This is a genomic window from Clostridium simiarum, assembly GCF_018919175.1.
GTDB lineage: Bacteria > Bacillota > Clostridia > Clostridiales > Clostridiaceae > Clostridium_L > Clostridium_L simiarum.
In genome coordinates this window covers 973,375-998,787 of sequence record NZ_JAHLQL010000001.1, presented here as the reverse complement: position 1 = coordinate 998,787, position 25,413 = coordinate 973,375, and the positions used below count along the sequence as shown (strand labels likewise).

Sequence of the window (25,413 nt, the reverse complement as noted above, 5' to 3'; positions counted from 1 at the left end):
GTGCGAAATGCCAAATATAAATAATACAAAGAGTTACCCTTTAAAAAGTGATGAGGTTACTCCAAATTATACCGAAAGAAGAACCAAGATAGTAAAACCAGGGGCAGATATGGATAAAAATGCTTTCTTAAAGATATTGGCAGCGGAGTTATCCAATCAAGATCCATCAAATGCAAAAGACACTACGGCTTATGTTGCTCAAATGGCTCAATTTGCATCTATGGAACAAATGGCAAACTTAAATAATACTGCCACTAGTCTTGCAGCTAGTTCTCTTATAGGAAAGGGAGTTACCCTTAACTATCCAGATGAAAATGGGAAGCCTTATACAGGTATAGTAAAAGCTACAGAGAATAGAAGAGGCGAAACAGTTTTAGGGGTAGAAGTTGTAAAGGGAAATAAAACAGAAATTAGAGAGTTTGCTCTTGAAGATGTACTTTCCATATTACATGTTCCAAACGTTGATGTGGAAAATATAAATGCAAATACATCACTGCTTTATGCTTCATCCTTAATTGGAAAACAAGTAGAATTAGATGGTCAAAAAGAAGATGAAATTATAAAGGGAACAGTCACTGGTGTATTTAGAGAAAAAGGAATTATAAATGTAAGTGTAAGGCTTGAAGATGGCAGTATAAAGAACTATTCTTACACTAAAATAAATAAAATAACAGAATAATATGAGTTACAGAATAATTAATGGTAAGCCTTATGCTATAGGCAATTTTGAAGTTTATAATTCCAAGGATTTAAATAGTAAAAAAGTAGACAGGGATCTTCATAAAAATTCTACAAGTTTTAAAGATGTTTTAGATTTTAACTTAGAAAAAGAAAAAAACATCAAGATTTCTAATCATGCTTCAGAAAGAATGAAGGAGCTAAACATAGATTTTATGGATATGGAGATTCTTAAAGAGGGTATAGATAAAGCAGAAAAAAAAGGCTCTAAAAATTCACTTCTACTTTATAAGGATATAGCTTTTGTAGCTAGTGTACAAAATAGAACAATAATAACAGCAGTGGATAAGGAAAGAGCAAAGGAAAACATATTTACCAACATAGACAGTGTGGTAATGTTATAGGCTGGACCTGATAATAGGAGGCCTTACCTTGTGGAAGGATAGAAGCAAGGAGAGTAAAATTAAATAAGAGAGAGGTAATAATAGATGCTAAGATCAATGTATTCAGGTATCAGTGGCATGAGAGTTAATCAAACTAAGCTAGATGTCATTGGAAATAATATAGCAAACGTAGGAACTACAGCTTTCAAAGTTCAAAGAGTTAGGTTCCAAGATATGATAAGCCAAAATGCTGGAAGAGCTTCAGGTCCAAGTAGAAACCTAGGAGGAATTAATCCAAGACAGGTAGGACTAGGTGTTCAACTTGCAGGTATAGATACAGTAGTATCTCAAGGAAACATGCAGCCTACTGCAAGAAATCTAGACGTAGCTATAGATGGAGAGGGATACTTCATGGTAGCTAGAGGAGAGACAGTTTTTGAGAATGGTATTGAGATATACAAGCCAGATGCCACTGCAGATAGTACCTTTGAACTTCCAACAGATACTAAGGGATTAGACATAATGTTTACAAGAGATGGATCTTTTATACGAGATCATGAAGGTAATCTTCTTAACTCTGATGGATATAGAATATTAGGATATTCTGTTTTTGGAAGTGATGATGCTACAAAGGATCCTGATAAAGCTGATGTCCAAAGTATAGCTGCAGATGGAACTTTAAACTTTGTAGATGCAGATTCTAAAAAGTTACATGCTAGTGGAGATTTAAGAACACTTAAAATACCAGAGAAGATAAAAGTAAAAGATGATGCTGGTAATGAGGTAGATAAAAGAATAATAGATTTCACTATCGAAAAAAATGGTGTTATTAAGGCCACTGTAGAGGGTGGACAAAAAGCTGTTATAGGACAAGTAGCTATGGCATCTTTTAGAAATCCAGCTGGACTTGAAAAGATAGGAGGAAATCTAATGAGAAACTCTCCAAACTCTGGTGAGGCTGTAATTAGAGCTGGGGTTTTAGAGAAAAATGATGATGGAACTAGTAAACCAAGTAATGAAGCTGGTTATGGAGATATACTTCAAGGAGTACTTGAGATGTCTAATGTGGATCTTGCAGAGCAATTTACAGACATGATAGTAGCTACAAGAGGATTCCAAGCTAGTGGTAAGATGATATCTACAGGAGATGAAATATTACAAGATATAATAAATCTAAAAAGATAATTTAGCTTATAGAGTGTAGAGTCTAACTTAAGAAGCTTCTCGTGGTTTTTGCCATGAGAAGCAACAAAAATTATTGATTCGGAACTCTAAGTTACATAAAGGAGGATATATGATAAGATTAATTGGACTTAATCAAAAAGAATTTATCCTAAATGCTGAACATATTGAAAAGATAGAAGAGGTACCTGAAACTCTTATAACTTTGGTCAATGGAAAGAAGTACATAGTACTAGAAACTCCTGAAGAAGTCTTAAATAAAGTTATTAAATATAAAAACAAGATATTTACTTTAAATTTGTAGGAGGCAGCTAAAAATGAAGAAACAGGACATGCTCACCCTTATAGGCGTTGTAGTAGGCGCTGCGTTGCTTGTATGGGGTATGGTTTTGGGTGGCGCAAAGCTTAAAATATTTTGGGACTTCTCTTCACTGATAATTACAGTGTTTGGTTCCTTTTGTGCTCTTTTAATAAACTATCCAATATCTGAATTTAAAAAGTTAGGAAAGGTTTTAGTAGAGTCTTTTAAAGAGCCTGTGCTATCGCCTATAGAAATGGTAGGGCAATTTGGTAGCTTATCTAGAAAAGCTAGAAAAGAAGGTTTATTATCCTTAGAGGATGATATATCTCAATTACAAGATGAGTTTTTAAAGAAAGGTCTACAAATGGTGGTAGACGGAATAGAACCTGAAACTATAAGAGAGATAATGGAACTTGAAATTGATGAAATGGAAAGAAGGCATATAACAGGTGCTAATATATTAAAAGCTTGGGGTGGATATGCTCCTGCCTTTGGTATGATAGGTACACTTATAGGTCTTATACAGATGCTTGCAAACCTTACAGATTCAAGTGCTATAGCATCTGGTATGGCAAAGGCTCTTATAACTACATACTATGGAGCTATAATGGCAAACTTATTTTTCAACCCAATGTCTGCAAACTTAAGTTTAAAAAGTGGAAAAGAAGTTTCAGCAAGAGAAATGATGCTTGAGGGTATACTTGCTATACAATCAGGAGTTAATCCTAGAATTGTTGAAGAGAAACTTGTAACTTATCTATCACCACAGGAAAGAAAAGACTACTCTAAAACTAGCTCATCAAGTGAGGGAGGGTTAGAGTAATGGCGAGAAAAAAAGATGGTCCTAAGGCTGAAGAGCTAAGGGGAGATGAGTGGATTGCTACCTACTCAGATACCATAACCCTTTTACTTACATTTTTTATATTGCTATACTCTTTCTCTTCAGTTGATCAGCAAAAGTTAAAGCAGATATCTACAGCTCTACAAAGTGTGTTAAATGGAAATGGTGGAGTTACTATTTTAGAGTTTAATACTACTAGTGGTAATGCACCTATAGTAGGGGAATCCACAGAGCAAGAGATTAATGAGAATTTACCAAATGAAGAGAATATGTATAATAAGGTTAAAGAGTTTATAGATGAGAATAATTTATCCTCTACAGTACAGATTACACAAGATGAGAGAGGAATAATAATTCAACTTAGAGATAACATACTCTTTGAATCTGCAAAGGCAGATATAAGGGAAGATAGTAAAGCTATATTAGATAAAATAAATTCCCTTATAAATACATTCCCTAATGCTATTATAGTTGAAGGCCATACAGATAATCTTCCTATAAATACATTTAAATTTGAAAGTAACTGGGAACTTTCTACCACAAGAGCAGTAAATGTGGTAAGATATTTTGTAGAAACAAAAGGTCAAAATCCTGCAAGATTTTCAGCAGCGGGTTATGGGGAGTATCAACCTATGGCTCCAAACGACAGCAATGAAAATAGGGCAAAAAATAGAAGAGTTAATATATTGATTGTGGCTACGGAAAAGGAGAAGAAGCATAATGAGTGAGAATAATGTTAAAGATAAAAAAGGTGGCAATACCTTAAAGATCGTTATAATAATTTTATTGGCTCTGGTACTTTTAGGAGGAGGAGTATTTGCGGGTATGTTTTTATTTCCTAAAAACAATGGAACGGCTCAAAATGCTCAGGCTTCTGTGACTAAGGTAGATGAGAAAACTTTTGCACTTGATGAGTTTACAGTGAATTTATCTGATGAAAATGGGAAAAAGTATTTGAAGGTTAAAGTTTTTGTTGGTTATGATAAGAAAAATAAGAAATTAGAAAAAGAGTTAGAACCTAAGAAACCTATTATGAGAGATGCAATTGTTAGTGTTTTAAGAAGTAAGAAGTCTACAGATATGACTGTTAAAGGCACAGAAGACCTTAAAAAAGAGATTTTAGATAGGTTAAATCCTTTATTTAATAATGGAAGAATAACTAATGTATATTTTAATGATTTATTAGTACAATAAAATTATTTACTTGAGAAGATTAAGTAAAATTTATAAGGAAGAGAACTAAATGGATTCTGAATTTCTAAAGATGATAATTCAAATTGTGATATTTTTACCCTTTGTTTTGTTTCTTATTTATTTATCCTTAAAACTAAGTGGAGGTAAGTTCCAGTCCTTTCAAAAGGGGAAATATATTAAAGTTTTAGAAAGGGTAAATGTGAGTAAGGATAGCAGTATAATGCTAATTAAAATAGGGGAAGAATATCACATAATGTCTTCAACTAATAATGGTATAAATGAAATTCGTGCTCTAACTAAAGAAGAGGCTTTAAAGTACGAAGTGGACAAAGAGGCTTCAAAGCAAGAATTTAAGAATTATAAAGAAGACTTAAAAAGACTAATAAAAAAAGGAAGATTTAAGGATGAATAAAAGAAAGACCTGGATTACAGCTTTTACTATAGCCATATTAATGGTTGCTGTGTTTTCTATTACTGCAGATGCAGCTCCACAAGTACCACTGCCTAAGATAAACTTTAATGTGGATGGAGCTAGCTCACCCACTGATTATGTAAGTAGTATAAAAGTGCTTATTATGATGACTGTACTTACCATGCTCCCTGGCTTCATTATAATGATGACTAGCTTTACTAGAACTATAGTAACCTTTTCCTTTTTAAAGGGAGCCTTAGGAGCACAACAATCTATACCGAATCAGGTCTTAATTGGACTTGCGCTTTTTTTAACTATTTTTATAATGGCGCCAGTTTATAATGAAATAAATCAAGTGGCTTTTAAGCCCTTAATGGAAGAAAAAATTACTACTGAGCAAGCTTTTGAAGAAGGGGCCAAGCCTTTAAGAGAGTTTATGCTTAAACAAACAAGACAAAAGGATTTAAAACTATTTATGGAAGTAGCAAAGCTTGGAGAAGATGTAGTAAAGGAGGAGGTTCCCCTTTATGTTGTTATACCTGCCTTTGCTATAAGTGAATTAAAAACCGCTTTTCAAATAGGTTTTTTACTTTACATTCCGTTCATTATTATAGATATGGTAGTTGCAAGCGTCTTAATGTCAATGGGAATGTTTATGCTTCCTCCAGTACTAATATCTATGCCTTTTAAATTATTATTATTTGTTATGGTAGATGGATGGTACTTAATAGTAAAATCTTTAATAATGAGTTTTTCGTGAGGTGAATTATAGATGACTGAAACTATGCTCATGGGAATTTTAAAAGAAGCCATAACTACAGGGCTTATGATTGCAGCCCCTATACTAGGAGTATCCATAGTGGTTGGTTTACTTATAAGTATATTTCAAGCCACTACCCAGATACAGGAGCAGACACTTACCTTTGTACCGAAACTTATTGCCATAGCCTTAGTGGGATTGCTTACTGGAAGCTGGATGCTTCATAAAATGATAGGATTTACTGAAAGGATTTTTGAAATTATTTCAACCATAGTACAATAGGGGGAGTTTAATTGTTAGATTTAGCATACTTTACTGCATTAATGTTAGTATTTATAAGACTTAGCAGTTTTTTTATTATAACACCAGTTTTCTTCCCTAATGGAACACCGAATGCATTAAAACTTTTTTTTGCATTAATAATTTCCTATATGTTATTACCAGGAATAGATTATAAAGAATCCATAGTGCTAATAAATAATAATTATGCACTTATACTTGCTATAATAAATGAAATTATGTCTGGAATTGTTTTAGGCTTTATAACAGGCATGAGTTTTTCAGCTATAAGGATGGCAGGTAACCTTATGGATATGCAAATCGGTCTTTCTATGTTAAGTATGTTTGATCCAAATACAAAAAGTAATTCTACTCTTTTAGAGAGATTAATGTATTGGATGAGTCTTTTAATTTTATTTATACTTGATGGACATCACATGATAATATGGAGTTTCCTGGATAGCTTTAAGGCTGTGTCTTTAGGGAAGTCACTTATTACTCAAGAGTCTAGTATGCAAATAATACACTCCATTATACAATATTTTTGGATTGGACTAAAGATTGCGCTACCTATTATTATGATAATAATAATAACAGAGCTTACCTTAGGATTAGTGGCAAGAACAGTACCGCAATTAAATATTATGATATTAGGTCTACCTATAAAGATAATAGTTGGATTATTAACTTTTGCATTAGCACTACCTATGCTTTTAAAGGGAGTTGCAGGGGCTATAGATCATATTCCAGAGATAATGAAAGAGATGTATAAATTCTTGCCTATGGTGTTTATTTTTGCCTCGGAAGAAAAGACAGAAGAGGCAACACCACGAAAAAAAAGAGATGCAAGAAAAAAGGGACAGATTGCAAAGAGTAAGGAAGTAGGCCTTGCTATGACACTCTTAGCTTCTACTCTTATTATAGCTACGTTGAGCAGTTTTTCCTCAAGACTTTTAAAAGAGGATATGGTTTACTTTTTAGGTCAAAACTTAAATCTCTCAATAAATGAGGCAAACCTTAGAAATTTAATGATTACTTCCCTGTTAAGATTTGCTATGAGTTATCTTCCTATAGTATTGCCTATAATGGTTATGGGGATATTAGCAAATTATATTCAAAGTGGATTTTTATTTACTACAGAGACATTAAAGCCTAAACTTTCAAAATTAAACCCTATAAATGGATTTAAGAGAATATTTTCTACAAGAACACTGGTAGAACTTTTTAAAGATGTAATCCTAATCACAGTAGTTGGCTATGTTGGTTATAAATTTTTAAGAGACAACTATAGTACCATTCTTACTGTAGGAAATTTATATATTGGGTCTGTAGGACCTTTCTTTAAACAGTTAGTTCTAGATATATTTAAAAAAATAACACTTATAATGGTTATACTAGCAATATCGGATTATGTATATCAAAGATATATGCATAAAAAAGATTTAAAGATGACCAAACAAGAAGTTAAAGAGGAGTATAAACAGGATGAAGGAGATCCTCAAATTAAGGGTAAAATAAAACAAAAACAAAGAGAAATGGCTACAAGGAGAATGATGCAAGCAGTACCAGATGCCACTGTGGTTGTTACTAACCCTACCCATATAGCTGTAGCACTAAAGTATGAAAATGGGAAAAGTGAAGCCCCTATTGTGGTAGCAAAGGGTAGTGAATATGTTGCATTAAAAATAAAAGAAGTAGCAAAAGAAAATGATGTACCTATAATTGAAAATAAACCTCTTGCAAGGCTTATATATGAAGAGGTTGATATAGATTCAGAGATACCAGATAATATGTATCAAGCAGTGGCAGAGATACTGGTTATGGTATTTAAGTTAAATAAAAAAAGATTGAAATAGCTTTAAAGGGTGGTTAATTTGGCAGAAAAAAGGATATCAAATTTTAATATAAAAAGTAAATATGATGTAATAGTTGCCTTTGGAGTAATTGGTATTGTAATGATGATAATAATACCATTACCTCCTAAAGTTTTAGACCTATTATTGGCTTTTAACATAACCATATCTGTAATCATAATGCTTCTTACTATGTTTACTACAGAAGTTTTGGACTTTTCAGCTTTTCCTACGATGCTACTTATAACTACGCTTTTTAGATTAGGGCTTAATATTTCTTCTACAAGGCTGATACTTTCAGATGGATATGCTGGAGAGATAATTAATGCCTTCGGAAATTTCGTAGTTAGAGGAAACTATGTAGTAGGTATAATAATATTTATTATCATAATAATTATACAGTTTGTGGTAATTACTAACGGTGCTGGTAGAGTATCTGAGGTTTCAGCAAGGTTTACGCTAGATGCTATGCCAGGTAAGCAGATGAGTATAGATGCAGATCTTAATGCAGGTCTAATAGATGATATTGAAGCCAAAAATAGAAGGAAAAAGCTCCAAATGGAAGCAGATTTCTATGGAGCTATGGACGGAGCATCTAAGTTCGTAAAAGGAGATGCTATAGCAGGAATATTAGTAACAATTATAAATATACTAGGTGGAATAATAATTGGAGTAGTTATGCTGAAAATGGATGCTAGTACTGCAGCTACAACCTTTGTAAGTCTTACAGTAGGAGATGGTCTTGTAAGTCAGATACCGGCTCTTTTAATATCCACAGCTTCTGGTATACTGGTTACTCGTTCAGGGTCAGAAGATAACTTTGGTAATGTAATAGTTAAACAATTAGGAGCTTTCCCAAAGGTTATAGCTCTTGCTTCTGCTACACTATTTTTATTTGCATTAATACCTGGACTTCCAACCTTTACATTTCTCTTTTTATCCCTTGCATTAGGAGCCTTAGCTTATGCACTTTATAGAGAAGAAAAAGAAAATATAGTTATGGCTATGGAGACAGAACAGGCGGAGATAATAGAGACAGAAAGAAGAGAACCAGAAAATGTAATGAATTTAATAAATGTAGAACCTATTGAAGTTGAAATGGGATATGGTCTTATACCTTTAGCAGATGAAGCTACAGGAGGAGATCTACTTCAAAGGATTTCTTCTGTAAGAAGGCAATGTGCTATTGAAATGGGTATAGTAGTTCAGCCCATAAGAATAAGAGATAATCTACAATTAAAGACCAATGAATATGTATTTAAAATTAGAGGAACTGTAATAGAGTCAGGAGAACTTATGCCTAACATGATTTTATGCATGGATCCTACTAATGATAATTTAGATATTCCAGGAATAAAAACAGTGGAGCCAACCTTTGGGCTACCAGCTAACTGGATAAACAAAGATCAAAGAGAAGATGCGGAAATTAAAGGATATACAGTAGTAGATCCTACTACTGTTATGGTAACACATCTTACTGAAACAATAAAAGTTCATGCACATGAATTATTAGGAAGACAAGAAGTTAAGATGATAATAGACTCTGTCCGTGAAAAATATAATACTGTTGTGGAGGAATTAATACCAGACCTTATGACCATAGGAGAGTTACAAAAGGTACTTCAAAGCCTATTAAGAGAAAAGGTTCCAATAAAAGATATGGTAACCATATTAGAATCTCTTGCAGATAACTCAAGAAACACAAAGGATATAGAAGTCCTTACAGAATATGTGAGATTTGCTTTAGGTAGAACTATATGCAATTCCTTCATTGATGAGAATAGGACAATAACTGTAGCAACTCTTGATCCAAGAATTGAGGAAATAGTATCCAACAGCATTCAAAAAACTATGAATGGAAGTTTTCCAGCAGTAGATCCTGATACTACAGGAAAAATATTAACGGCTATAAGAGAAGTTTTAGATAAAGTATATTTTTACGAAAATCAGCCTGTACTATTAGTATCACCTAAAATAAGACCAGCATTTAGAAAACTTATTGAGATGGTATACCCTCATATTGCTGTAATTTCACTAAATGAAATACCAAACGATGTGGAAATTAGAACTGAAGGAGTTGTGACCATATAATATGATTATTAAAAAATATATTGTTAACAACATGAATGAAGCTATGACTAGAATAAGATACGAGTTAGGAAAAGAAGCAGTTATAGTAAGCCAAAGAAAGATAAGAAAGCCTGGAATAAAAGGCTTTTTTTCTAAAAAAATTATTGAAGTTACTGCAGCGGTAGAAAATCCTTCTGAAGGAAACAATGAAGATTCTATGCAAAATAGTTTAGACGCCATAAGGAATATTATTACAAAGGAAAATCAAAAGGAATTAAATACAATCAGCAAAAATACTGAGGACTTTAGTAAAAATGAAAAAGAGGAGTCCTCTAATATAGACACTAGTAATAGTGTATTAAATGCCTATAAAGAAAGTCTTAAGAATGTAGCAATTTCACGAAATATAAAAGATGAACCTGAAACTATAAAATATAATAGTAATCCCAATGTTTCCCAGGATATAAAAGATCATAATAAGAATAGGGAAAAACAAAGTGATAAAAATGATATTTTAATGAGAGAAATGCAAGAGATGAAAAGCATTCTTAGTAAAATAGCAGTAAAAAGTGATACTTCTATAGGAGACAATGCTATAGAAAGAAATAATAAAGAAGATAAGTTACATGAAGATCTAGAAGGCAAAAAAATTTATAACTTTCTTAAAGAATTAGATATGGAAGAGAGCCTAATTGATGGTATAATAAAAGATGTGAAGAGTATGGAAGAACCTATAGAAATGAAGGAAAAAATAAGAAATATAATTTTAAAAAAAGTGGAAATATCATCAAATAATAGTTTTCAAAATAAGGTGGTTTTAGTAGGTCCTACAGGTGTAGGAAAGACTACAACTATTGCAAAACTAGCAGGAAAGATGGCTCTTTTAGAAAAGAAAAAAGTAGGACTTATAACTGTAGATACTTATAGAATAGGTGCTGTAGAACAATTAAGAACTTATGCCGATATTATGAGTATACCCTTTAAAGTAGTAATAAATCAAAAGGAAATGGAAGAGGCTATAAACTTCATGGAAGATAGGGATGTAGTACTTATTGATACTACAGGAAGAAGCAGTAAGAATATAATGCAGATTTCTGAATTAAGAGCTTACATAGATAAAGTATCTACTGAAAATATACATCTTGTAATAAGTTGTACTACTAAAAACAAAGATATAGAATCCATTGTTGAAGGATACAAAGTACTTAATTACAATAATGTTATTATTACAAAGTTAGATGAGACTTCAAGTTACGGTTCTATACTACATATATTAAATAGAGCAGATAGACCATTAAGCCTAGTTACCACAGGACAAAATGTTCCTGATGATATCAAAGTAATGGATAAAGAGGAGCTAAGTAATCTAATTCTAGGGGAGGATAACATATGCTAGATCAGGCTGAAAGACTTAGACAGATGGCTTCTAGAGATGAATCCAATAAAAAACCCAAAATAATAACTATAACCTCAGGAAAAGGTGGAGTAGGTAAAAGCAACATTGTTGTAAATTTAGCTATAGCTCTTCAAAGTATGGGGAATAAGGTTATGATATTTGATGCAGATATTGGCATGGGGAACGACGATATTCTCCTTGGCTTTATTCCAAAGTACAATGTATTTGATGTGATTTTTAAAGATATGGAAATTGAAGAGGTTCTTATAGAAGGTCCCTTAGGAATAAAGTTATTACCTGGAGGATCAGGGTTAAATAAGGTAGAAGAACTTACAGAAGAGGAAAGAAGAAAGTTTTTAAATAAGCTAGAATCCTTAGAGGGATTAGATTTCATACTTATGGATACTGGAGCAGGAATAAATAGAAGTGTACTAGCCTTTATAGCTTGTTCAGAGGAACTAGTGGTGGTTACAACCCCAGAACCAACTTCTCTTACAGATGCTTATAGCCTTTTAAAGGCTGTAAACCATTTTAAACTAAAAAATAAAACTAGTGTTATAATAAATAGAGCATTAGATTATAAAGAGGGAGAAGTAACCTATAATAAATTTAAAAATGCGGTAAATACTTTTTTAAATATGGAAACACTTTGTTTAGGGACGGTTTTAGATGACAGAAAAGTAACTCAAGCGGTGAGGAATCAAAGACCGTTTATATTAACTTATCCTACCTCTATGGCATCTAAAGACATTTCATCTATTGCAGATAGAATAAATGGTTCTGAAAAAGGACAATCCTCGGGAATAGGAGTTCAAGGCTTATTTAAAAAGCTATTTAGTATATTTTCATAGGGAGTTGGGTATTAGTGAACAGGTTTAAATTTAATATTAATAACAGACTAGAAGTGGAATGGGATGAGAAATATTACAAAAGTAGTGTGATGGATGTAAGTGATGAATGTATTACCATAAGCGTACCTATGGCTCAAGGTAGATATATTGCCTTATCAAAGGGGGAAGATCTTGAAATCATTTACTATGATTATCCAAATGTATATACTTTCTCCACCACCGTAATTGGAAGGAGTATAAAGGATAATATTCCAGAGATATATGTAGAACATCCTAAAAATATAAAAAAGATTCAAAGAAGAAATCATGTAAGAGTATCCCACGTGCAAGATGTTAATTATTGTATTTTAGATAGCAAGCACAGTACAGAAACTAACCTTCAGCAATATAATTTTGAAAGAGCAATAGGTATTGACATAAGTGGTGGAGGTATGAAACTTAAAACCTCAAAGAGTATAAATACAGGAGATATAGTACTTACACAATTGATAAATGATGATTTAGAGCTTGTAGTAAAAGGTAGAATTGTAAGAATTACAAAAGATGAAGATAATCAAAATGTCTGTGGAGTTAGCTTTATAGATATGGATGAGAAGACAGAGGAAAAGGTTATAAGATTTGTATTTCTTCTCATGAGAAAGCAGAGAAAATCTGCACTTAGGGAGGGATAAAATGTGCCAGCTTTAGCCAAATTAGAGGGAAAGGAACAGATGGTAAAAAAGTATACACCCTTAGTTAAATATATAGCATCTAGAGTTATAATTGGAAAAAATAAGTATGTAGATTATGAGGATCTAGTCAGTTGCGGTATGATAGGACTTATGGATGCTTTTAATAAATTTGATGAAAGCAAAGGTATGAAGTTTTCTACCTATGCTTCCATAAGAATAAAGGGATCTATGATAGATGAAATAAGAAGAAATGCTCCCATTTCTAAAACAGCAATGGACAAACTTAATAGATATAATGAAGCAGTAGAAAATCTTCAACATAAGTTGATGAGAGAGCCAAATATAGAGGAAATATCTTCGGCTTTAGGAATTTCTGTTAATAACATAATTGAAATTGAAAATAATATAAATTATATATCTATGGTGTCCCTAGAAAATTTAGTGTTTTCAGAGGAGGATGATATGCCTCTTATTGGGGCTATAGAGGATAAAACTAGTCCAAATCCAGAGGAGTCTTTAGAAGAAAAAGAAAAGTTAGAGTACCTAGCAAAAGCTTTGGATATATTAAAAGAAAAGGATAGACTTATATTATCTTTGTATTATTATGAAAGACTCACATTGAAGGAGATAGGAAAAATATTAGAAGTTTCAGAATCAAGGGTATGTCAACTTCATAGTAGAGCTATATTAAATTTAAAAAAGGCTATGCAAAAGTTAAAATATACCCAGATGGAGTGATTACTATGCCTGTATTTTTGATAATTATAGCAGTATTTCTTATAATATTTAATATTAGTGCTATAAAGAAAGAGAAAAAAAGCTTTAATAAGATTTTAAAAGAAAAGGAAAAAAACATGACCCCAGCAGATATAGCTATAGGGGAGATAAGAAAAGATATGGCAGAAAGTCTTTTAGATCTTCAGAAAGAAATAGAGGATCTAAAGGATAATGTGAAAAAGGATAGAACAGAAGAAAATGAAAAAGTAGTAAAAGTTATGAAACTACTGGCTAGTGGAAAAGAAGTAGAAGAAATCTGCCATGAATTAAACCTAGGCAAGGGGGAAGTACTATTAATAAAAGAATTATACAAAAAATAAAAGGTATCTTTGATTTTTTAAGTGATAGAAAAGTGTTAATAGGTATAGGGATTGGGATAATTATCGGTACTTTTTTCATGTTTGGATATAAATTCGAAAGATCTATAAGTAGAGAAAAAATAGAAGAAAAAGCCAGAACCTTTGGAATGGATTATCCAGAAGAATTTAAAGTTATAAATAAGAAGGATGTGAAGTAAATGATAAGAGGTCTATACACTGCAGTATCTGGTCTTATAACTGAAGAGGCAAGGCAAAATGTCATATCTTCAAATATGGCAAATGCCAACACCGTGGGGTATAAATCAGATAATTTAGCTGTGAAAAAATTTGATGATGTTCTAATAGAAAACTATGATAAAATTGTAGGTGGAAAAAATGTTAGAAATCCTATAGGATATATATCTCTAGGTAGCAAGATAGATGAAACCAAAGTGGACTTTACACAAGGAATCATAGAAGATACAAAGAGAGACACAGATTTTGCTATAGAAGGAAGCGGATTTTTTACTGTAAGAAGAAATACTCCTGAAGGCACAGGAACTTACTATACAAGAGACGGTCATTTTCATGTTAATTCTAGGGGATATTTAGTTACAGATAGTGGAGATGAAGTAATGGGCGTCAACACTAGAACTGGAGCTACAGAGCCCATATTTATAGGTAACTCTAAAATAAGTATGGATTACAATAGCAACATAAATTTGGATGATGTAGAAAGCTATAGATTTAGCACTGCAGATTTTGAAAATTATGATGAACTAAGAAAAATAGGTGATAATTTATATCAAGGACAAAACCCTATTAATACAGGGGAGGCAGCAGTTAAAAATAAGGCTTTAGAAAAGTCAAATGTTAATATTATAAATGAGATGGTTAATATGATGACAGTAATGAGAAATTTTGAATCTAATCAAAAAGTTGTACAAACTATTGATGATACTTTAGGTAAGGCAGCAAACGAAATTGGTGCTGTAAGATAGAATATGGTGGTGTAATATATGTTAAGAGCATTATGGAATAGTAAAACTGCTATGATAGCAAATCAAAACAAATTAGACTCTATATCAAATAATATATCAAATTCAAATACAGATGGATATAAAAAACTAGATGTAAGATTCAAAGACTTAGTACAGGATACTTTTAATAGACATGGATATCCAATAACTGAAAATGCAAATAGACAAGTTGATCCATATAGTGGGGGAGGTTCAAGGGAAACTGATGCCCTTAGAGTTTTTACCCAAGGAAATATAAGAGAAACAACTGTAAATACGGATTTAGCCATAGATGGAGAAGGTCTTTTTAGACTAACCAGGGCAGATGGCACTGAAATTTATAAAAGAGTAGGGTCTTTTGGAATAGATATTGCCACAGGAAATTTAGTAGATGATATGGGTAATAGATTATATATAGAGTATAATCAAGGTATAAACCCAGAACAATTAGGTTTAGATAGAACTAACCTTAGCATAGATAAAAGTGGAACTATCTACAGAGAAGAAGCAAATTCCAAAGTAGAAATAGGAAGGATACCTCTTTATAAAGCTATAGGAGATAAAGGCTTCGTTTCTGTAGGAGAGAGTAGTTTTATTCCAGCAGAAGATGCACAAATAGTGGAAGCTCAAGATTATGATATAAGACAAGGGTTTATAGAAATGTCCAACGTAGATGTTGCAGAGGAGTTTACTCAGCTTATTTTAACCCAAAGAGCCTTTGAATTAAGCTCAAAAAGCTTAAAAACTGCAGATGAGATGTGGGGAATGATAAATAATCTTAAAGGAAGATAGTTGATTTATAGGATAAAACACATAGTAGAAACTAAGGGTTCTCATAACAAGGTTGTGAGAACCTTGTTTTTGTTATTTTTATAATTAACTTTTGTTCCTCTCTTTTTTATAAGTGATACACACAGTTATTATGTTCATGATTCCTTTAAGAACTGAACTAAAGCTAAGAATCATTTCTTTTAGAGAATTCTCTTTAAGGGTTAATTATTTTAAACTTTTAGAATATATCTTTATAATCCAAAATATATATTTAATGTAGTATTATATTTAGGGAGGGGTCTGGGTTGGGATAGGATATATATTTGGATGTTTGCTTAGTATTATATTTTGGAAAATTGACAGAAAAGCTATTTTTAAGAAGTTTAATAATTTATTGAAGAAAATTTTTAAATATAAGATTATTATAAATATCTTTTATTTCGTGCTCATATACTTCATATACTATGTAATCAAACTAATTGGTAAAAGTGAAATTATAAATTTCATTACTGCTTTTGTAGTTATAGATATTAGTAATAGTGAAAAGAGAAATTTAGAGCTTAACACAAGTCGTATAAGGTTTTATGATTCTATTACCATAGCTTGTAAAGGGATTTTAAGCGGATTTGTTGCACCGTTACTTTATATAGTATGTTTTTCTAATGCTTTGGGAATTATATATTTTATTATATATAATCTCAATGAAATAGGTGGCTATGATATCTTTGAAATACTTTATACAGTACTATCTATAATTCCATCCTTAATAATTCAAGTATTTTTTTATTTCATATATATATCTAGAAATAAAAGATTACAAATAGATTTTAAAGGTGACTATATTACAAATATACTAACTAAACCACTGTTGAATTTAGAAATTATGGCGGCTTATATAGAATCTGTAAATTTTTATTATCATTTTGAAAAAGATTCTATGAACTATGTTAAGAGCTATGGATCATATAATAATAAAATAGATGAATACTGTATAAAAGATTATTTAAGTATAATTTATGGACTTTCATTTCTTTTCTTTGCTTTATTTATGATAATAGTATATTTTCTAAAATAATATATGAAAAAAGAGTTTCAAAAATTTTTCTGAAACTCTTTTTTATTTATAAAATTCTTAAATTATTACTTAATTGTAGTTATAGTTGCACTTAATGGTGGTATTACTTGCTTCTTTCTTGATAGTATACCTGGCAAAAATACTGAACCTTTGCTATTTAGCTTTACATCAAAGGCTCTAGCTACTATTTCCTTATTTGGTCCTATGGCCATGATTTCTGAGCCTTCATTTAGTATATCTGTTAACATAAAAATTAACACATTAAAGTTTTCTTTTGCTGCTTTGCTTTCCATAAGTTGTACCATGTCTTCTCTTATAGGAAGAAAGCTTTCCATATCCATTGTATTTATCTGTGATACTCCAACTTTCATATCTCCAAGGTTAAATATCTTAAAGTCTTGATGAAACACATCTTCTGCGGTTCTATCCATTAAGGAAGTTCCTGCTTTAAACATTTCTTTTGCAAACTTTTCAACATCTAAATCTGCTATTTGAGATAATCTTTTGAGTACCATTCTATCTACCAGGGTAGAAGTAGGTGATTTAAATAGCAATGTATCTGAAATAATGGCAGCACATAGGATACCAGCAGTTTTCTTTGAAGGTCTAATTCCGTTTTCAAAGAATATGGAGCCGATTATAGTGGAAGTACTTCCAACTGGCTCATTTCTAAAGTAAATCGGAGTACCAGTTTGCACATCTGCAATTCTATGGTGATCAATTATCTCTAGAATTTCTGCATCCTCAAGGCCGTTTACAGATTGCCCTTTTTCATTATGATCAAGCAAGATAACCTTTTTCTTATTTTTAGATATAAGATGATATCTAGAAATACTTCCAACAATTTTGTTTTCTGTATTCACAACAGGATAACTTCTATATCTTGTTTCAACCATAACATCCTTTATATCCTCTACAAAGTCTTCTGTGGAGAAACTTACAATGTTATCCTTTGCCATAACATATTCCACAGGAATGCTTTGAGTTATTAATCTGGCAGTGGTAAAAGAATCATATGGTGTTGCTATTATGCTGCAACCCATTTCTTTTGCTTTTTTTATAATATTTTCGCTTACTTCTTGAGAGCCTGTCACTATAATTAAAGAAGATTTAGATTTTACGGCGGTAAGTTGATTATCCTCTCTATCGCCTACAATAGCAATATCTCCATCCTCAATTAGGTTCTCTACACTTTCAGGTTTCATGGCAGTAACCACAATTTTTCCTTTAAAAGTAGGAAATTCTTCTTGAACAAGAATTGGCTTTGCTGATAATGTTTCTAAAATGTTTTCAAGTTTTGTATTACTTTTAGCCAATATTGTTGTATCCCAAACGTCCATAAATGTGCTTGTCAGATTTGATACAGAGACTACTCCCTTTAAATAGTCATTTTCATCAGTGACTGGTAAAGTTTTAATGTTATGCTTTTTCATTATATTCCAAGCCATCTTTAGAGATATATCTGGTGATACAGGTGCTATTTTATCTATATTTAAATCAGATACCTGAAGTTTCACAGTTTCTATAAGTTTAGGAGGTTCTACCTCAAAATAGTCCAAAATAAATTTTGTTTCTCTATTTACTTCACCTAATCTTACTGCAATGGCTGGTATATCCTCTGTTCTATTTTTAAATTCAGCGTAGGCAATAGCTGCACAAATAGAATCACTGTCTGGATTTTTATGCCCTGATATGTATATTACGTCTTTCAAATTAATATCCTCCTCTTAAGATTTTTAACAAAACTATATGAATACATTTTATATACAAATTTTTAAGTTGTAAAGTATTCATATCAATCATATATTACTATAGGCAATAAATGTGAATAAATTTATGGAATTTCCATAAGTCTGTTAAGGGGAGGAGAAATATGGTTCAAGAAAAGGAGTTATATAAGGGGTTAACTACTAAAGAAGCTGAAAAATGCCAAAGAGCCTATGGATTAAATATAATTCATCAGAAAAAAAGAGTATCACCTGTGATTATATTTTTATCACAATTTAACGATTTTATTGTTTGGGTACTTATAGCGGCTACTGTAATATCAGGAATAATGGGAGATATGGCTGATGCTATTACCATAATAATAATAGTTATAATAAATTCCATACTAGGTTTTATACAGGAATATAGGACGGAAAAATCTTTAGAGGCACTTAAAAGCTTAGCAGCACCTACAGCAAAAGTAATGAGAGATGGGAAAATAGGAGTTATAAATGCTGAAAGAATAACCTTAGGTGACATTGTTGTATTAGAAGCTGGGGATAGGATTCCAGCAGATGGGATTCTTTTAGAAGATCATAATATTGTTATAGATGAGTCCTTGCTTACAGGAGAGTCAGTAGGAGTAAATAAAGGAATAGGTGATAAAGAAAATAAGTTGTTCATGGGCACTACAGTGTTAAAGGGCAAATCAATTATGAGAGTTTCAGCTATAGGTATGGATAGTGAAATGGGTAAAATAGCAAATATGCTTCAAAATATAGAAGAGGAAAAGTCACCATTAAAGGAAAGATTAGAGTCACTAGGAAGAGTACTGGTGGTAGCCTGCCTTGCTATATGTACTATAGTGACTTTGATTGGTATAAGTAGAGGGCAAGAACCAACAGAGATGTTTTTACTTGGAGTTAGTCTTGCTGTTGCAGCCATTCCAGAAGGCTTACCAGCTATAGTTACTGTTTCACTAGCTTTAGGAGTATCTAGAATGCTAAAAAGAAAGGCTTTAGTAAGAAAACTTCCGGCAGTAGAAACCTTAGGTTGCACTTCTATTATTTGTAGTGATAAAACAGGTACATTAACTGAGAATAAAATGAAGGTTAAGGCTTTATACTTTGAACAAAAGATATATGAGATAGATAAGGTTAATGCTCCAGAAAATAATATGCTTCAAAAAGCATTTGTATATTGTAATGACTGTTCTTATGATTTTGATCAAAAGGATATGGAAAGTGCTTTAATGGGAGATCCAACGGAAACTGCATTAATTAAAGCTTATTATACTAAACCATCAAAACTTAAAGATTTTATATTAAAGGGTAAAAGGACATATGAAATTCCTTTTGATTCCACAAGAAAAATGATGTCCGTTGTAGTTAAAGAGGGGAGTAAAGAAATTTGCTATGTGAAAGGTGCTCCAGAAAGAGTTATTGAAAGATGCAGATATATTTATGAAAATGGTACTGTAGAGTTATTGACATTAAATAGAAAGAAAAAAGTTTTAGATGCTATCGATAAAATGTCCAAAAGTGCATTGAGGTGTATAGCTGCAGCTTATAAGGATAAGGACATAGTTAAAAGTAATTCATTGGAAAAGGATTTAATATTTTTAGGTGTTGCAGGAATAATTGATCCACCTAGACCAGAGGTTAAGGATGCAGTTTTAAGATGCAAAATGGCGGGAATAAAGCCTATCATGATCACAGGAGACCATCAGAATACAGCCTATGCCATCGGTAAGGAGCTAGATATATGTAGAAGCCCAGAGGAGGTACTTACAGGAGAAGTCATTGAATCTTTTTCAGATAAGGAATTAGAGGAAGCTGTGAAACATATAAGGGTTTTTGCAAGAGTAAGTCCTAATCACAAGCTAAGAATAGTAAAGGCTTTTAAAAAACATAAAAATATAGTAGCCATGACAGGGGACGGTGTAAATGATGCTCCAGCTATTAAAGAAGCAGATATAGGTATTTCTATGGGAATATCCGGTACAGATGTGACAAAAGAGGCCTCTTCTATGATATTAATGGATGATAACTTTGCTACAATTGTAGCTGCTGTAGAAGAAGGAAGAACTATATATGATAATATAAGAAAATTTATTAGGTATCTTTTATCCTGTAATATAGGAGAAGTGCTTACCATGTTCTTAGCAGCATTATTTTATTTAGAAACCCCATTAACACCAATACAGATACTCTTCGTAAATTTAGCAACAGATGGATTGCCAGCTATAGCTTTAGGTGTAGATCCATCAGAAGGAGATGTAATGCTGGAAAGACCAAGAGGTAAAAATGAGAGCATATTTGCAAGGGGACTTAAAGAGAAGATAATAATAAGAGGAAGTTTAATAGGCATATGTACTTTGCTATCTTTTCTAGTAGGTAAATATTATAATATGAATCTTCAAGCTTGCAGAACTATGGCATTAAGTACATTAGTGCTATCACAACTTATACATGTTTTTGAATGTAGATCTGAAAAACATTCTATATTTGAAATAAACCCATTCACAAATTTATACCTAATAGGTGCAGTATCAGTATCTATATTAATGCTTTTATTAATAATCTATATACCAGTATTTCAAGGAATATTTAAAACTGTGTCCCTAGGGCTTGGACAATGGTTGGTTGTAGTGTTTTTTTCAGGAATAATTACATTTATAAATAGTTTATATCTTTATAAAAAAGATCACTATAGAGGTTAAGCAGATATCCCAAATCTATGATTTGGTGATAGTCGCTTACTCATCTGAAGTTATGAAGATGAGTTTCCTATAAAAACCATAGCCATAGAACAAAAAATCTCTTTCCTAATTTAATAGGAAAGAGATTTTTATAATACCTAATTATTGTTTTATTCTTTGAACCTTCTGTGCCTTTTTTAATTGGGATTTGTCTACTGGCACTAAATCTTTTTTTGTAGTAAGGTTCATAACATTCATTATTTCAATAGCTTCTTTATTTTCCTTAGTCTTTTTGCCTTTTTTAGCTTTAAGACCCTGGATTATTACAAGATGACCTTGATTAATGTTCAAAAATTCAGGTTTTTTAAACCATTTATTTTTTTTATAAACACACCTTACTACCCCTTTGCTTCTTTCAGGTCTTACAATTAAGGTAGCAGTTATTTTATGAAATAACCATAATATAGTTTTCTCTTCTACTTTTACAGATACCACATTTCCTTGAACTTGTGCAAGTCTATCACCATACTTAGTTATATAAGCCTCTGTGTAGTGCTTAGCTAATTTTTCTCTAAAACCCATATCTATAACTCCTTTTCTAATAATATATTATATGAATTTATAAATCCCCCATGCAACGAATAATTTTAATATTATATGCTATTGCTAAAATGTATTATAGCACAGTATAAAAATATGTAAAATAAAAAAATGAAAAATTAACATTATATATATTCATAACTTATATTATAGCAGAAAACAATAGGTTTTTAAATATAATAAGGAATAAGAAATATGTAGCTTCTTTTTTGATAATTAAAAGAGTTTTTAGTAAAAAAAATTTCATTATATGAAAATTTTCCATAGAGATCTTAACAAAATAGAGTAGTTTCCTTGAAGTTGTCTATATTATAATAAAAGAATTTTAAAAACATTGTATAATTTCGTATATTGTTATAAAATGAAGTTAGCAATAGCTACTATAAATATATTTAGGAGGAATATTATGGACAAGAAAACGTTAGCAAAATACATTGATCACACGCTTTTAAAGGCTGATGCTACTGATGAAGCAATTAAAGTGCTATGCCAAGAGGCATTAGAGCATAACTTTGCATCTGTTTGTGTAAACCCTTCCAATGTTAAATTAGCTGCTGAATTATTAAAGGGTAGTGATGTTAAGGTATGCACAGTTATAGGATTTCCTTTAGGTGCTAATACAAAGGAAGTTAAAGCCTTTGAAACTGAGGATTCTATAAGAAGTGGTGCTCAAGAAGTGGATATGGTTATTAATATAGGGAAATTAAAAGCTAAGGACTATGATTATGTAAGAGAAGACATAAAAGCAGTAGTAGATGTAGCAAAAGGTAAAGCGCTTACAAAGGTTATAATAGAAACTTGTCTTCTTACAGATGAAGAGAAGGTAATGGCTTGCAAGTTATCGAAAGAAGTTGGAGCAGATTACGTGAAAACTTCCACAGGATTTTCTACAGGAGGAGCAACTCCAAAAGATGTCAAACTTATGAGAGACACTGTAGGAGAAGAAATGGGAGTTAAGGCTTCAGGTGGAGTAAGATCTTATGAAGATGCAATAAATGTAATCCACGCTGGGGCTTCAAGAATAGGAGCTTCCGCTTCTATAGCAATATCAGAAGGTGGAAAATCAGATTCTAACTATTAAAAATTAAAGGGTTTTTATTATAAAAATAGGCTTTTAAATTAAAAGTCTATTTTTTTGTTACTAATTTTTACTATACAGAATATTATTATAATAGTAACAAATAAAGGAGGTAAGCTTTTAAAACAAATATATATTTATTTTAAGAGCTAGAAGTGTATGAAGAGACAATTAACCCTTAAAGAAATATTATATGATATGGACTTTTCATCTATGGATGAAAATTTAATCAGTCCACAGGTACCTGGTTATGACGAACTATATTGGTCCATAAAAAGATCACTGGAAATAAAACAAGAGGGATTTAATTTATATCTTATAGATGACTTTTCAAAGGATAAGCTAAATAAAATTAAGGAGTATATAAAAAATATATATGAAGACAAAGAAGCTCCTAAAGATATATGTTATGTCACATATGAAGATGAAAAGAGACCAAAGGCCATTAAAGTTTCCAATGGTATTGGAAGCATATTAAAGAATATGATCCAAGAGATACAGGACTTTTATCAAGAAATACTATATAAGTTTTATAATAATGCGGCTATAAAAGAAAAGGAGGATTTAACAGAAGAGCTTCAGGACAAAAGAAGTCAATTCGTAAGTTTAATGATAGACAAATCTAAGGAAAAAGGCTTTGATGTAAAATATTCTCAAGGGGGATTTATATTTATTCCTTTAAAAGAAGGAGAGGCTATGAGCGAAAAGGAATATGATGGCTTAGAGCATATGTCAAAGAAGGAGATATTAGGAAGTGTCACCGAATTAAAAAAAGAAGCAGAAGATATTATAATGAAGTTAGTGGAGATGGAGAAGGAATCTATAGAGAAGTTAAAAAAAGTACTTTTAAAATATCTTGAAGAAAATGTAGAAGAGAAGAAAAAGCAATGGGTAGAATCTCTTAAAAGAGACGATACTGCTATAGAGTATATAGAATTTTTAATTCAAAAGTTTCAGAGGGATATTTTAGATTTATATAGTGCTAGTTATGAAAGTGATGAAGAAAAGATAAATGAGCTACTTTATGGGTGTGGTATAAATGTAATCGTAGATAATAGTGAAAATAAATATCCACCAGTAGTTTTTGAGGAAAGTCCTAATATATCAAATCTTATGGGGAGTATTGAATATGAAAGCCAGAATGGTAACTATGTTACAGATATTACTCTTATAACAGCAGGAAGCATTTTAAGGGCTAATGAAGGATGCATAATAATAAGATTAGAAGATCTATTAAATAATCCAGGATCTTATTATTATTTAAAAAAGGCTTTTTTGAATAATAAAGTTGATTTCGATTTTAATAAAGTATATTTAGAATTATTATGGCTAAATGGATTGAAGCCAGAGCCTATAGAAATAAATACGAAATTAATAATAATAGGAGATTTGTATAGTTATGATGTGCTTTATGAGTATGATAAGGATTTTAAAAGGATATTTGGTATAAAAGAAGAATATAACCCGTTAATAAGTGTAGATGGTGATAATACTCAGTATTTAATAAGTACAATAAACCATGTGATTTTTGAAAATAAATTAAATCCCATAAATAAAGAAGCAATTAAAGAGATAGGAAGATATTTATCAAAGAAAGCAGAGAATAAGCATAAATTTTATTTTAATACAGATGAATTAAATAAAATATTAGTATTAGCTAATAGCCTATCAAAATATGAAAAAAAACCTTTAATAAATGAGGAACACATAATAAAAGCAGCTTACCCAAAGGAAAATATTGAAAAAGAAGTTTTTGATATGTATAAAGAAGGAAAGATTATTTTAAATGTAAAGGGAGACGAAATAGGGAGTGTAAATGGATTATCTGTATGGGGTACTTCCTATTATAGTTTTGGAAGACCTATTAGAATAACTTGTATATGCAGTAAAGGTGAAGGAAATGTGCTGGATGGACATAAAGATAATGATCTTAGTGGAAATATTCATAGAAAATCTGTGAGTATATTAAAAGCTTATTTATCTAATAGAGTAAGTCCCTATGAAAAGCTTCCTGTAAATTTCCATTTAAGTTTTGAACAAGTTTATGGGAAACTGGATGGTGACAGTGCTTCTGTGGCAGAGGTAATATGTATGCTTTCATCTTTAAGTAAAACTCCTATAAAGCAAAATATAGCAGTAACAGGATCATTAAATCAACTTGGAGAAGTTCAACCTATTGGGGGAATAAATGAAAAAATAGAAGGCTTTTATAAAGTTTGTTCTATTTTAGATGATATAGATAATAAAGGGGTATTAATACCAGAATCTAATATAAGTGATTTGGTGTTATCTAAAGAGGTAGAAGAAGCAATTATTGAAGGTAGATTTAGTTTATATTCAATGAAGAATATAGATGATGCCGTAGAGATACTATTCCACAAAAAAGCTTTAGAGGATATGCTAAAAAATATAAAAAAAGAGATAAATAAATATAATATTGAAATTAATGATAAATAAAACATGGAATTTTATTGAAAAAGAAGGAAAAAAATGAAAGATATAGAATATATAATGT

General features: G+C 31.2%; 26 protein-coding genes. 24 read left to right on the top strand and 2 right to left on the bottom strand.

Annotated features, from left to right (window positions below):
- The first annotated feature begins 7 nt into the window (after window positions 1-7).
- The 21 genes from KQI89_RS04800 to KQI89_RS04700 all read left to right on the top strand — a co-directional run bounded on the left by KQI89_RS04800 (window position 8) and on the right by KQI89_RS04700 (window position 16,812).
- A complete protein-coding gene (locus KQI89_RS04800; protein ID WP_216456112.1) occupies window positions 8-679 on the top strand; it encodes a flagellar hook assembly protein FlgD in 672 nt (223 codons plus the stop codon).
- A 1-nt stretch (window position 680) separates the two neighbouring features.
- The gene (locus tag KQI89_RS04795) at window positions 681-1,082 is read left to right on the top strand and encodes a TIGR02530 family flagellar biosynthesis protein (RefSeq protein ID WP_032121967.1); all 402 of its coding nucleotides are present in this window, start codon (window positions 681-683) and stop codon (window positions 1,080-1,082) included.
- A gap of 84 nt (window positions 1,083-1,166) precedes the next feature.
- On the top strand, window positions 1,167-2,246 hold the full coding sequence (locus KQI89_RS04790; protein WP_216456111.1) for a flagellar hook-basal body complex protein: 1,080 nt from the start codon (window positions 1,167-1,169) through the stop codon (window positions 2,244-2,246).
- 109 nt (window positions 2,247-2,355) lie between these two features.
- A complete protein-coding gene (locus KQI89_RS04785) occupies window positions 2,356-2,547 on the top strand; it encodes a flagellar FlbD family protein (protein ID WP_032121965.1) in 192 nt (63 codons plus the stop codon).
- A gap of 13 nt (window positions 2,548-2,560) precedes the next feature.
- The gene (locus tag KQI89_RS04780) at window positions 2,561-3,367 is read left to right on the top strand and encodes a motility protein A (RefSeq protein WP_216456110.1); all 807 of its coding nucleotides are present in this window, start codon (window positions 2,561-2,563) and stop codon (window positions 3,365-3,367) included.
- On the top strand, window positions 3,367-4,113 hold the full coding sequence (locus KQI89_RS04775; RefSeq protein WP_216456109.1) for a flagellar motor protein MotB: 747 nt from the start codon (window positions 3,367-3,369) through the stop codon (window positions 4,111-4,113). Before KQI89_RS04780 ends, KQI89_RS04775 begins: the two co-directional genes overlap by 1 nt.
- Window positions 4,106-4,579 (top strand): flagellar basal body-associated FliL family protein, encoded by a 474-nt coding sequence (locus KQI89_RS04770; protein WP_032121962.1) that lies wholly within the window; start codon window positions 4,106-4,108, stop codon window positions 4,577-4,579. Before KQI89_RS04775 ends, KQI89_RS04770 begins: the two co-directional genes overlap by 8 nt.
- 49 nt (window positions 4,580-4,628) lie before the next feature.
- A complete protein-coding gene (gene fliO, locus KQI89_RS04765) occupies window positions 4,629-4,991 on the top strand; it encodes a flagellar biosynthetic protein FliO (protein WP_216456108.1) in 363 nt (120 codons plus the stop codon).
- A gap of 40 nt (window positions 4,992-5,031) precedes the next feature.
- Window positions 5,032-5,751, top strand: a complete 720-nt coding sequence (gene fliP / locus KQI89_RS04760; RefSeq protein ID WP_425514076.1) for a flagellar type III secretion system pore protein FliP — start codon at window positions 5,032-5,034, stop codon at window positions 5,749-5,751.
- 12 nt (window positions 5,752-5,763) lie between these two features.
- The gene (gene fliQ, locus KQI89_RS04755) at window positions 5,764-6,033 is read left to right on the top strand and encodes a flagellar biosynthesis protein FliQ (protein ID WP_032121959.1); all 270 of its coding nucleotides are present in this window, start codon (window positions 5,764-5,766) and stop codon (window positions 6,031-6,033) included.
- A gap of 11 nt (window positions 6,034-6,044) precedes the next feature.
- Window positions 6,045-7,886: a fused FliR family export protein/FlhB family type III secretion system protein gene (locus KQI89_RS04750; protein ID WP_216456107.1), complete on the top strand. Its 1,842-nt coding sequence runs from the start codon at window positions 6,045-6,047 to the stop codon at window positions 7,884-7,886.
- An 18-nt stretch (window positions 7,887-7,904) separates the two neighbouring features.
- On the top strand, window positions 7,905-9,974 hold the full coding sequence (gene flhA / locus KQI89_RS04745; protein WP_216456106.1) for a flagellar biosynthesis protein FlhA: 2,070 nt from the start codon (window positions 7,905-7,907) through the stop codon (window positions 9,972-9,974).
- Window position 9,975: 1 nt separating this feature from the next.
- On the top strand, window positions 9,976-11,349 hold the full coding sequence (gene flhF / locus KQI89_RS04740; RefSeq protein WP_216456105.1) for a flagellar biosynthesis GTPase FlhF: 1,374 nt from the start codon (window positions 9,976-9,978) through the stop codon (window positions 11,347-11,349).
- Window positions 11,343-12,200 carry a MinD/ParA family protein gene (locus tag KQI89_RS04735; protein WP_216456104.1) on the top strand — a complete coding sequence of 286 codons (858 nt, stop codon included), beginning with the start codon at window positions 11,343-11,345 and terminating at the stop codon, window positions 12,198-12,200. The genes flhF and KQI89_RS04735 overlap by 7 nt, the downstream gene beginning before the upstream one ends.
- A gap of 14 nt (window positions 12,201-12,214) precedes the next feature.
- Entirely contained in the window at window positions 12,215-12,871 is a 657-nt protein-coding gene (locus KQI89_RS04730) for a flagellar brake protein (protein ID WP_216456103.1), read from the top strand.
- A gap of 39 nt (window positions 12,872-12,910) precedes the next feature.
- A complete protein-coding gene (locus KQI89_RS04725; protein ID WP_216456665.1) occupies window positions 12,911-13,609 on the top strand; it encodes a FliA/WhiG family RNA polymerase sigma factor in 699 nt (232 codons plus the stop codon).
- A 5-nt stretch (window positions 13,610-13,614) separates the two neighbouring features.
- Complete coding sequence (locus tag KQI89_RS04720) at window positions 13,615-13,968, top strand: DUF6115 domain-containing protein (protein ID WP_246582952.1); 354 nt, start codon at window positions 13,615-13,617, stop codon at window positions 13,966-13,968.
- A gap of 32 nt (window positions 13,969-14,000) precedes the next feature.
- Window positions 14,001-14,165 carry a hypothetical protein gene (locus KQI89_RS04715; RefSeq protein WP_187117378.1) on the top strand — a complete coding sequence of 55 codons (165 nt, stop codon included), beginning with the start codon at window positions 14,001-14,003 and terminating at the stop codon, window positions 14,163-14,165.
- Window positions 14,166-14,948, top strand: coding sequence for a flagellar basal-body rod protein FlgG (locus tag KQI89_RS04710; protein WP_216456101.1), 783 nt, complete (start codon window positions 14,166-14,168; stop codon window positions 14,946-14,948).
- A gap of 18 nt (window positions 14,949-14,966) precedes the next feature.
- Window positions 14,967-15,758, top strand: a complete 792-nt coding sequence (locus KQI89_RS04705; protein WP_216456100.1) for a flagellar hook-basal body complex protein — start codon at window positions 14,967-14,969, stop codon at window positions 15,756-15,758.
- 373 nt (window positions 15,759-16,131) lie between these two features.
- Entirely contained in the window at window positions 16,132-16,812 is a 681-nt protein-coding gene (locus tag KQI89_RS04700; protein ID WP_216456099.1) for a hypothetical protein, read from the top strand.
- 65 nt (window positions 16,813-16,877) lie between these two features.
- Here the strand turns inward: KQI89_RS04700 and KQI89_RS04695 are convergent, their stop codons facing one another.
- On the bottom strand, window positions 16,878-18,524 hold the full coding sequence (locus KQI89_RS04695) for a putative manganese-dependent inorganic diphosphatase (RefSeq protein WP_216456098.1): 1,647 nt from the start codon (window positions 18,522-18,524) through the stop codon (window positions 16,878-16,880).
- Between the two features lie 161 nt (window positions 18,525-18,685).
- On the opposite strand from KQI89_RS04695, the gene KQI89_RS04690 reads away from it, so the two are divergent.
- Window positions 18,686-21,241, top strand: a complete 2,556-nt coding sequence (locus tag KQI89_RS04690) for a calcium-translocating P-type ATPase, PMCA-type (protein ID WP_216456097.1) — start codon at window positions 18,686-18,688, stop codon at window positions 21,239-21,241.
- 141 nt (window positions 21,242-21,382) lie between these two features.
- On the opposite strand, the gene KQI89_RS04685 is transcribed toward KQI89_RS04690, so the two are convergent.
- Window positions 21,383-21,802 carry a hypothetical protein gene (locus KQI89_RS04685; protein WP_216456096.1) on the bottom strand — a complete coding sequence of 140 codons (420 nt, stop codon included), beginning with the start codon at window positions 21,800-21,802 and terminating at the stop codon, window positions 21,383-21,385.
- Window positions 21,803-22,226: 424 nt separating this feature from the next.
- Here KQI89_RS04685 and deoC point away from each other — a divergent pair, with 424 nt between their 5' ends.
- Both deoC and KQI89_RS04675 read left to right on the top strand, forming a co-directional pair.
- Window positions 22,227-22,901, top strand: a complete 675-nt coding sequence (deoC, locus tag KQI89_RS04680) for a deoxyribose-phosphate aldolase (RefSeq protein ID WP_216456095.1) — start codon at window positions 22,227-22,229, stop codon at window positions 22,899-22,901.
- 156 nt (window positions 22,902-23,057) lie between these two features.
- A complete protein-coding gene (locus KQI89_RS04675) occupies window positions 23,058-25,355 on the top strand; it encodes an AAA family ATPase (RefSeq protein WP_216456094.1) in 2,298 nt (765 codons plus the stop codon).
- Window positions 25,356-25,413 lie beyond the last annotated feature (58 nt).

Coding starts and splice junctions, on each gene's coding strand:
- KQI89_RS04800 (WP_216456112.1), top strand. CDS start 8: ATGCCAAATATAAATAATACAAAGAGTTACCCTTTAAAAAGTGATGAG.
- KQI89_RS04795 (WP_032121967.1), top strand. CDS start 681: ATGAGTTACAGAATAATTAATGGTAAGCCTTATGCTATAGGCAATTTT.
- KQI89_RS04790 (WP_216456111.1), top strand. CDS start 1,167: ATGCTAAGATCAATGTATTCAGGTATCAGTGGCATGAGAGTTAATCAA.
- KQI89_RS04785 (WP_032121965.1), top strand. CDS start 2,356: ATGATAAGATTAATTGGACTTAATCAAAAAGAATTTATCCTAAATGCT.
- KQI89_RS04780 (WP_216456110.1), top strand. CDS start 2,561: ATGAAGAAACAGGACATGCTCACCCTTATAGGCGTTGTAGTAGGCGCT.
- KQI89_RS04775 (WP_216456109.1), top strand. CDS start 3,367: ATGGCGAGAAAAAAAGATGGTCCTAAGGCTGAAGAGCTAAGGGGAGAT.
- KQI89_RS04770 (WP_032121962.1), top strand. CDS start 4,106: ATGAGTGAGAATAATGTTAAAGATAAAAAAGGTGGCAATACCTTAAAG.
- fliO (WP_216456108.1), top strand. CDS start 4,629: ATGGATTCTGAATTTCTAAAGATGATAATTCAAATTGTGATATTTTTA.
- fliP (WP_425514076.1), top strand. CDS start 5,032: ATGGTTGCTGTGTTTTCTATTACTGCAGATGCAGCTCCACAAGTACCA.
- fliQ (WP_032121959.1), top strand. CDS start 5,764: ATGACTGAAACTATGCTCATGGGAATTTTAAAAGAAGCCATAACTACA.
- flhF (WP_216456105.1), top strand. CDS start 9,976: ATGATTATTAAAAAATATATTGTTAACAACATGAATGAAGCTATGACT.
- KQI89_RS04735 (WP_216456104.1), top strand. CDS start 11,343: ATGCTAGATCAGGCTGAAAGACTTAGACAGATGGCTTCTAGAGATGAA.
- KQI89_RS04725 (WP_216456665.1), top strand. CDS start 12,911: ATGGTAAAAAAGTATACACCCTTAGTTAAATATATAGCATCTAGAGTT.
- KQI89_RS04720 (WP_246582952.1), top strand. CDS start 13,615: ATGCCTGTATTTTTGATAATTATAGCAGTATTTCTTATAATATTTAAT.
- KQI89_RS04710 (WP_216456101.1), top strand. CDS start 14,166: ATGATAAGAGGTCTATACACTGCAGTATCTGGTCTTATAACTGAAGAG.
- KQI89_RS04705 (WP_216456100.1), top strand. CDS start 14,967: ATGTTAAGAGCATTATGGAATAGTAAAACTGCTATGATAGCAAATCAA.
- KQI89_RS04690 (WP_216456097.1), top strand. CDS start 18,686: ATGGTTCAAGAAAAGGAGTTATATAAGGGGTTAACTACTAAAGAAGCT.
- KQI89_RS04685 (WP_216456096.1), bottom strand. CDS start 21,802: ATGGGTTTTAGAGAAAAATTAGCTAAGCACTACACAGAGGCTTATATA.
- deoC (WP_216456095.1), top strand. CDS start 22,227: ATGGACAAGAAAACGTTAGCAAAATACATTGATCACACGCTTTTAAAG.
- KQI89_RS04675 (WP_216456094.1), top strand. CDS start 23,058: ATGAAGAGACAATTAACCCTTAAAGAAATATTATATGATATGGACTTT.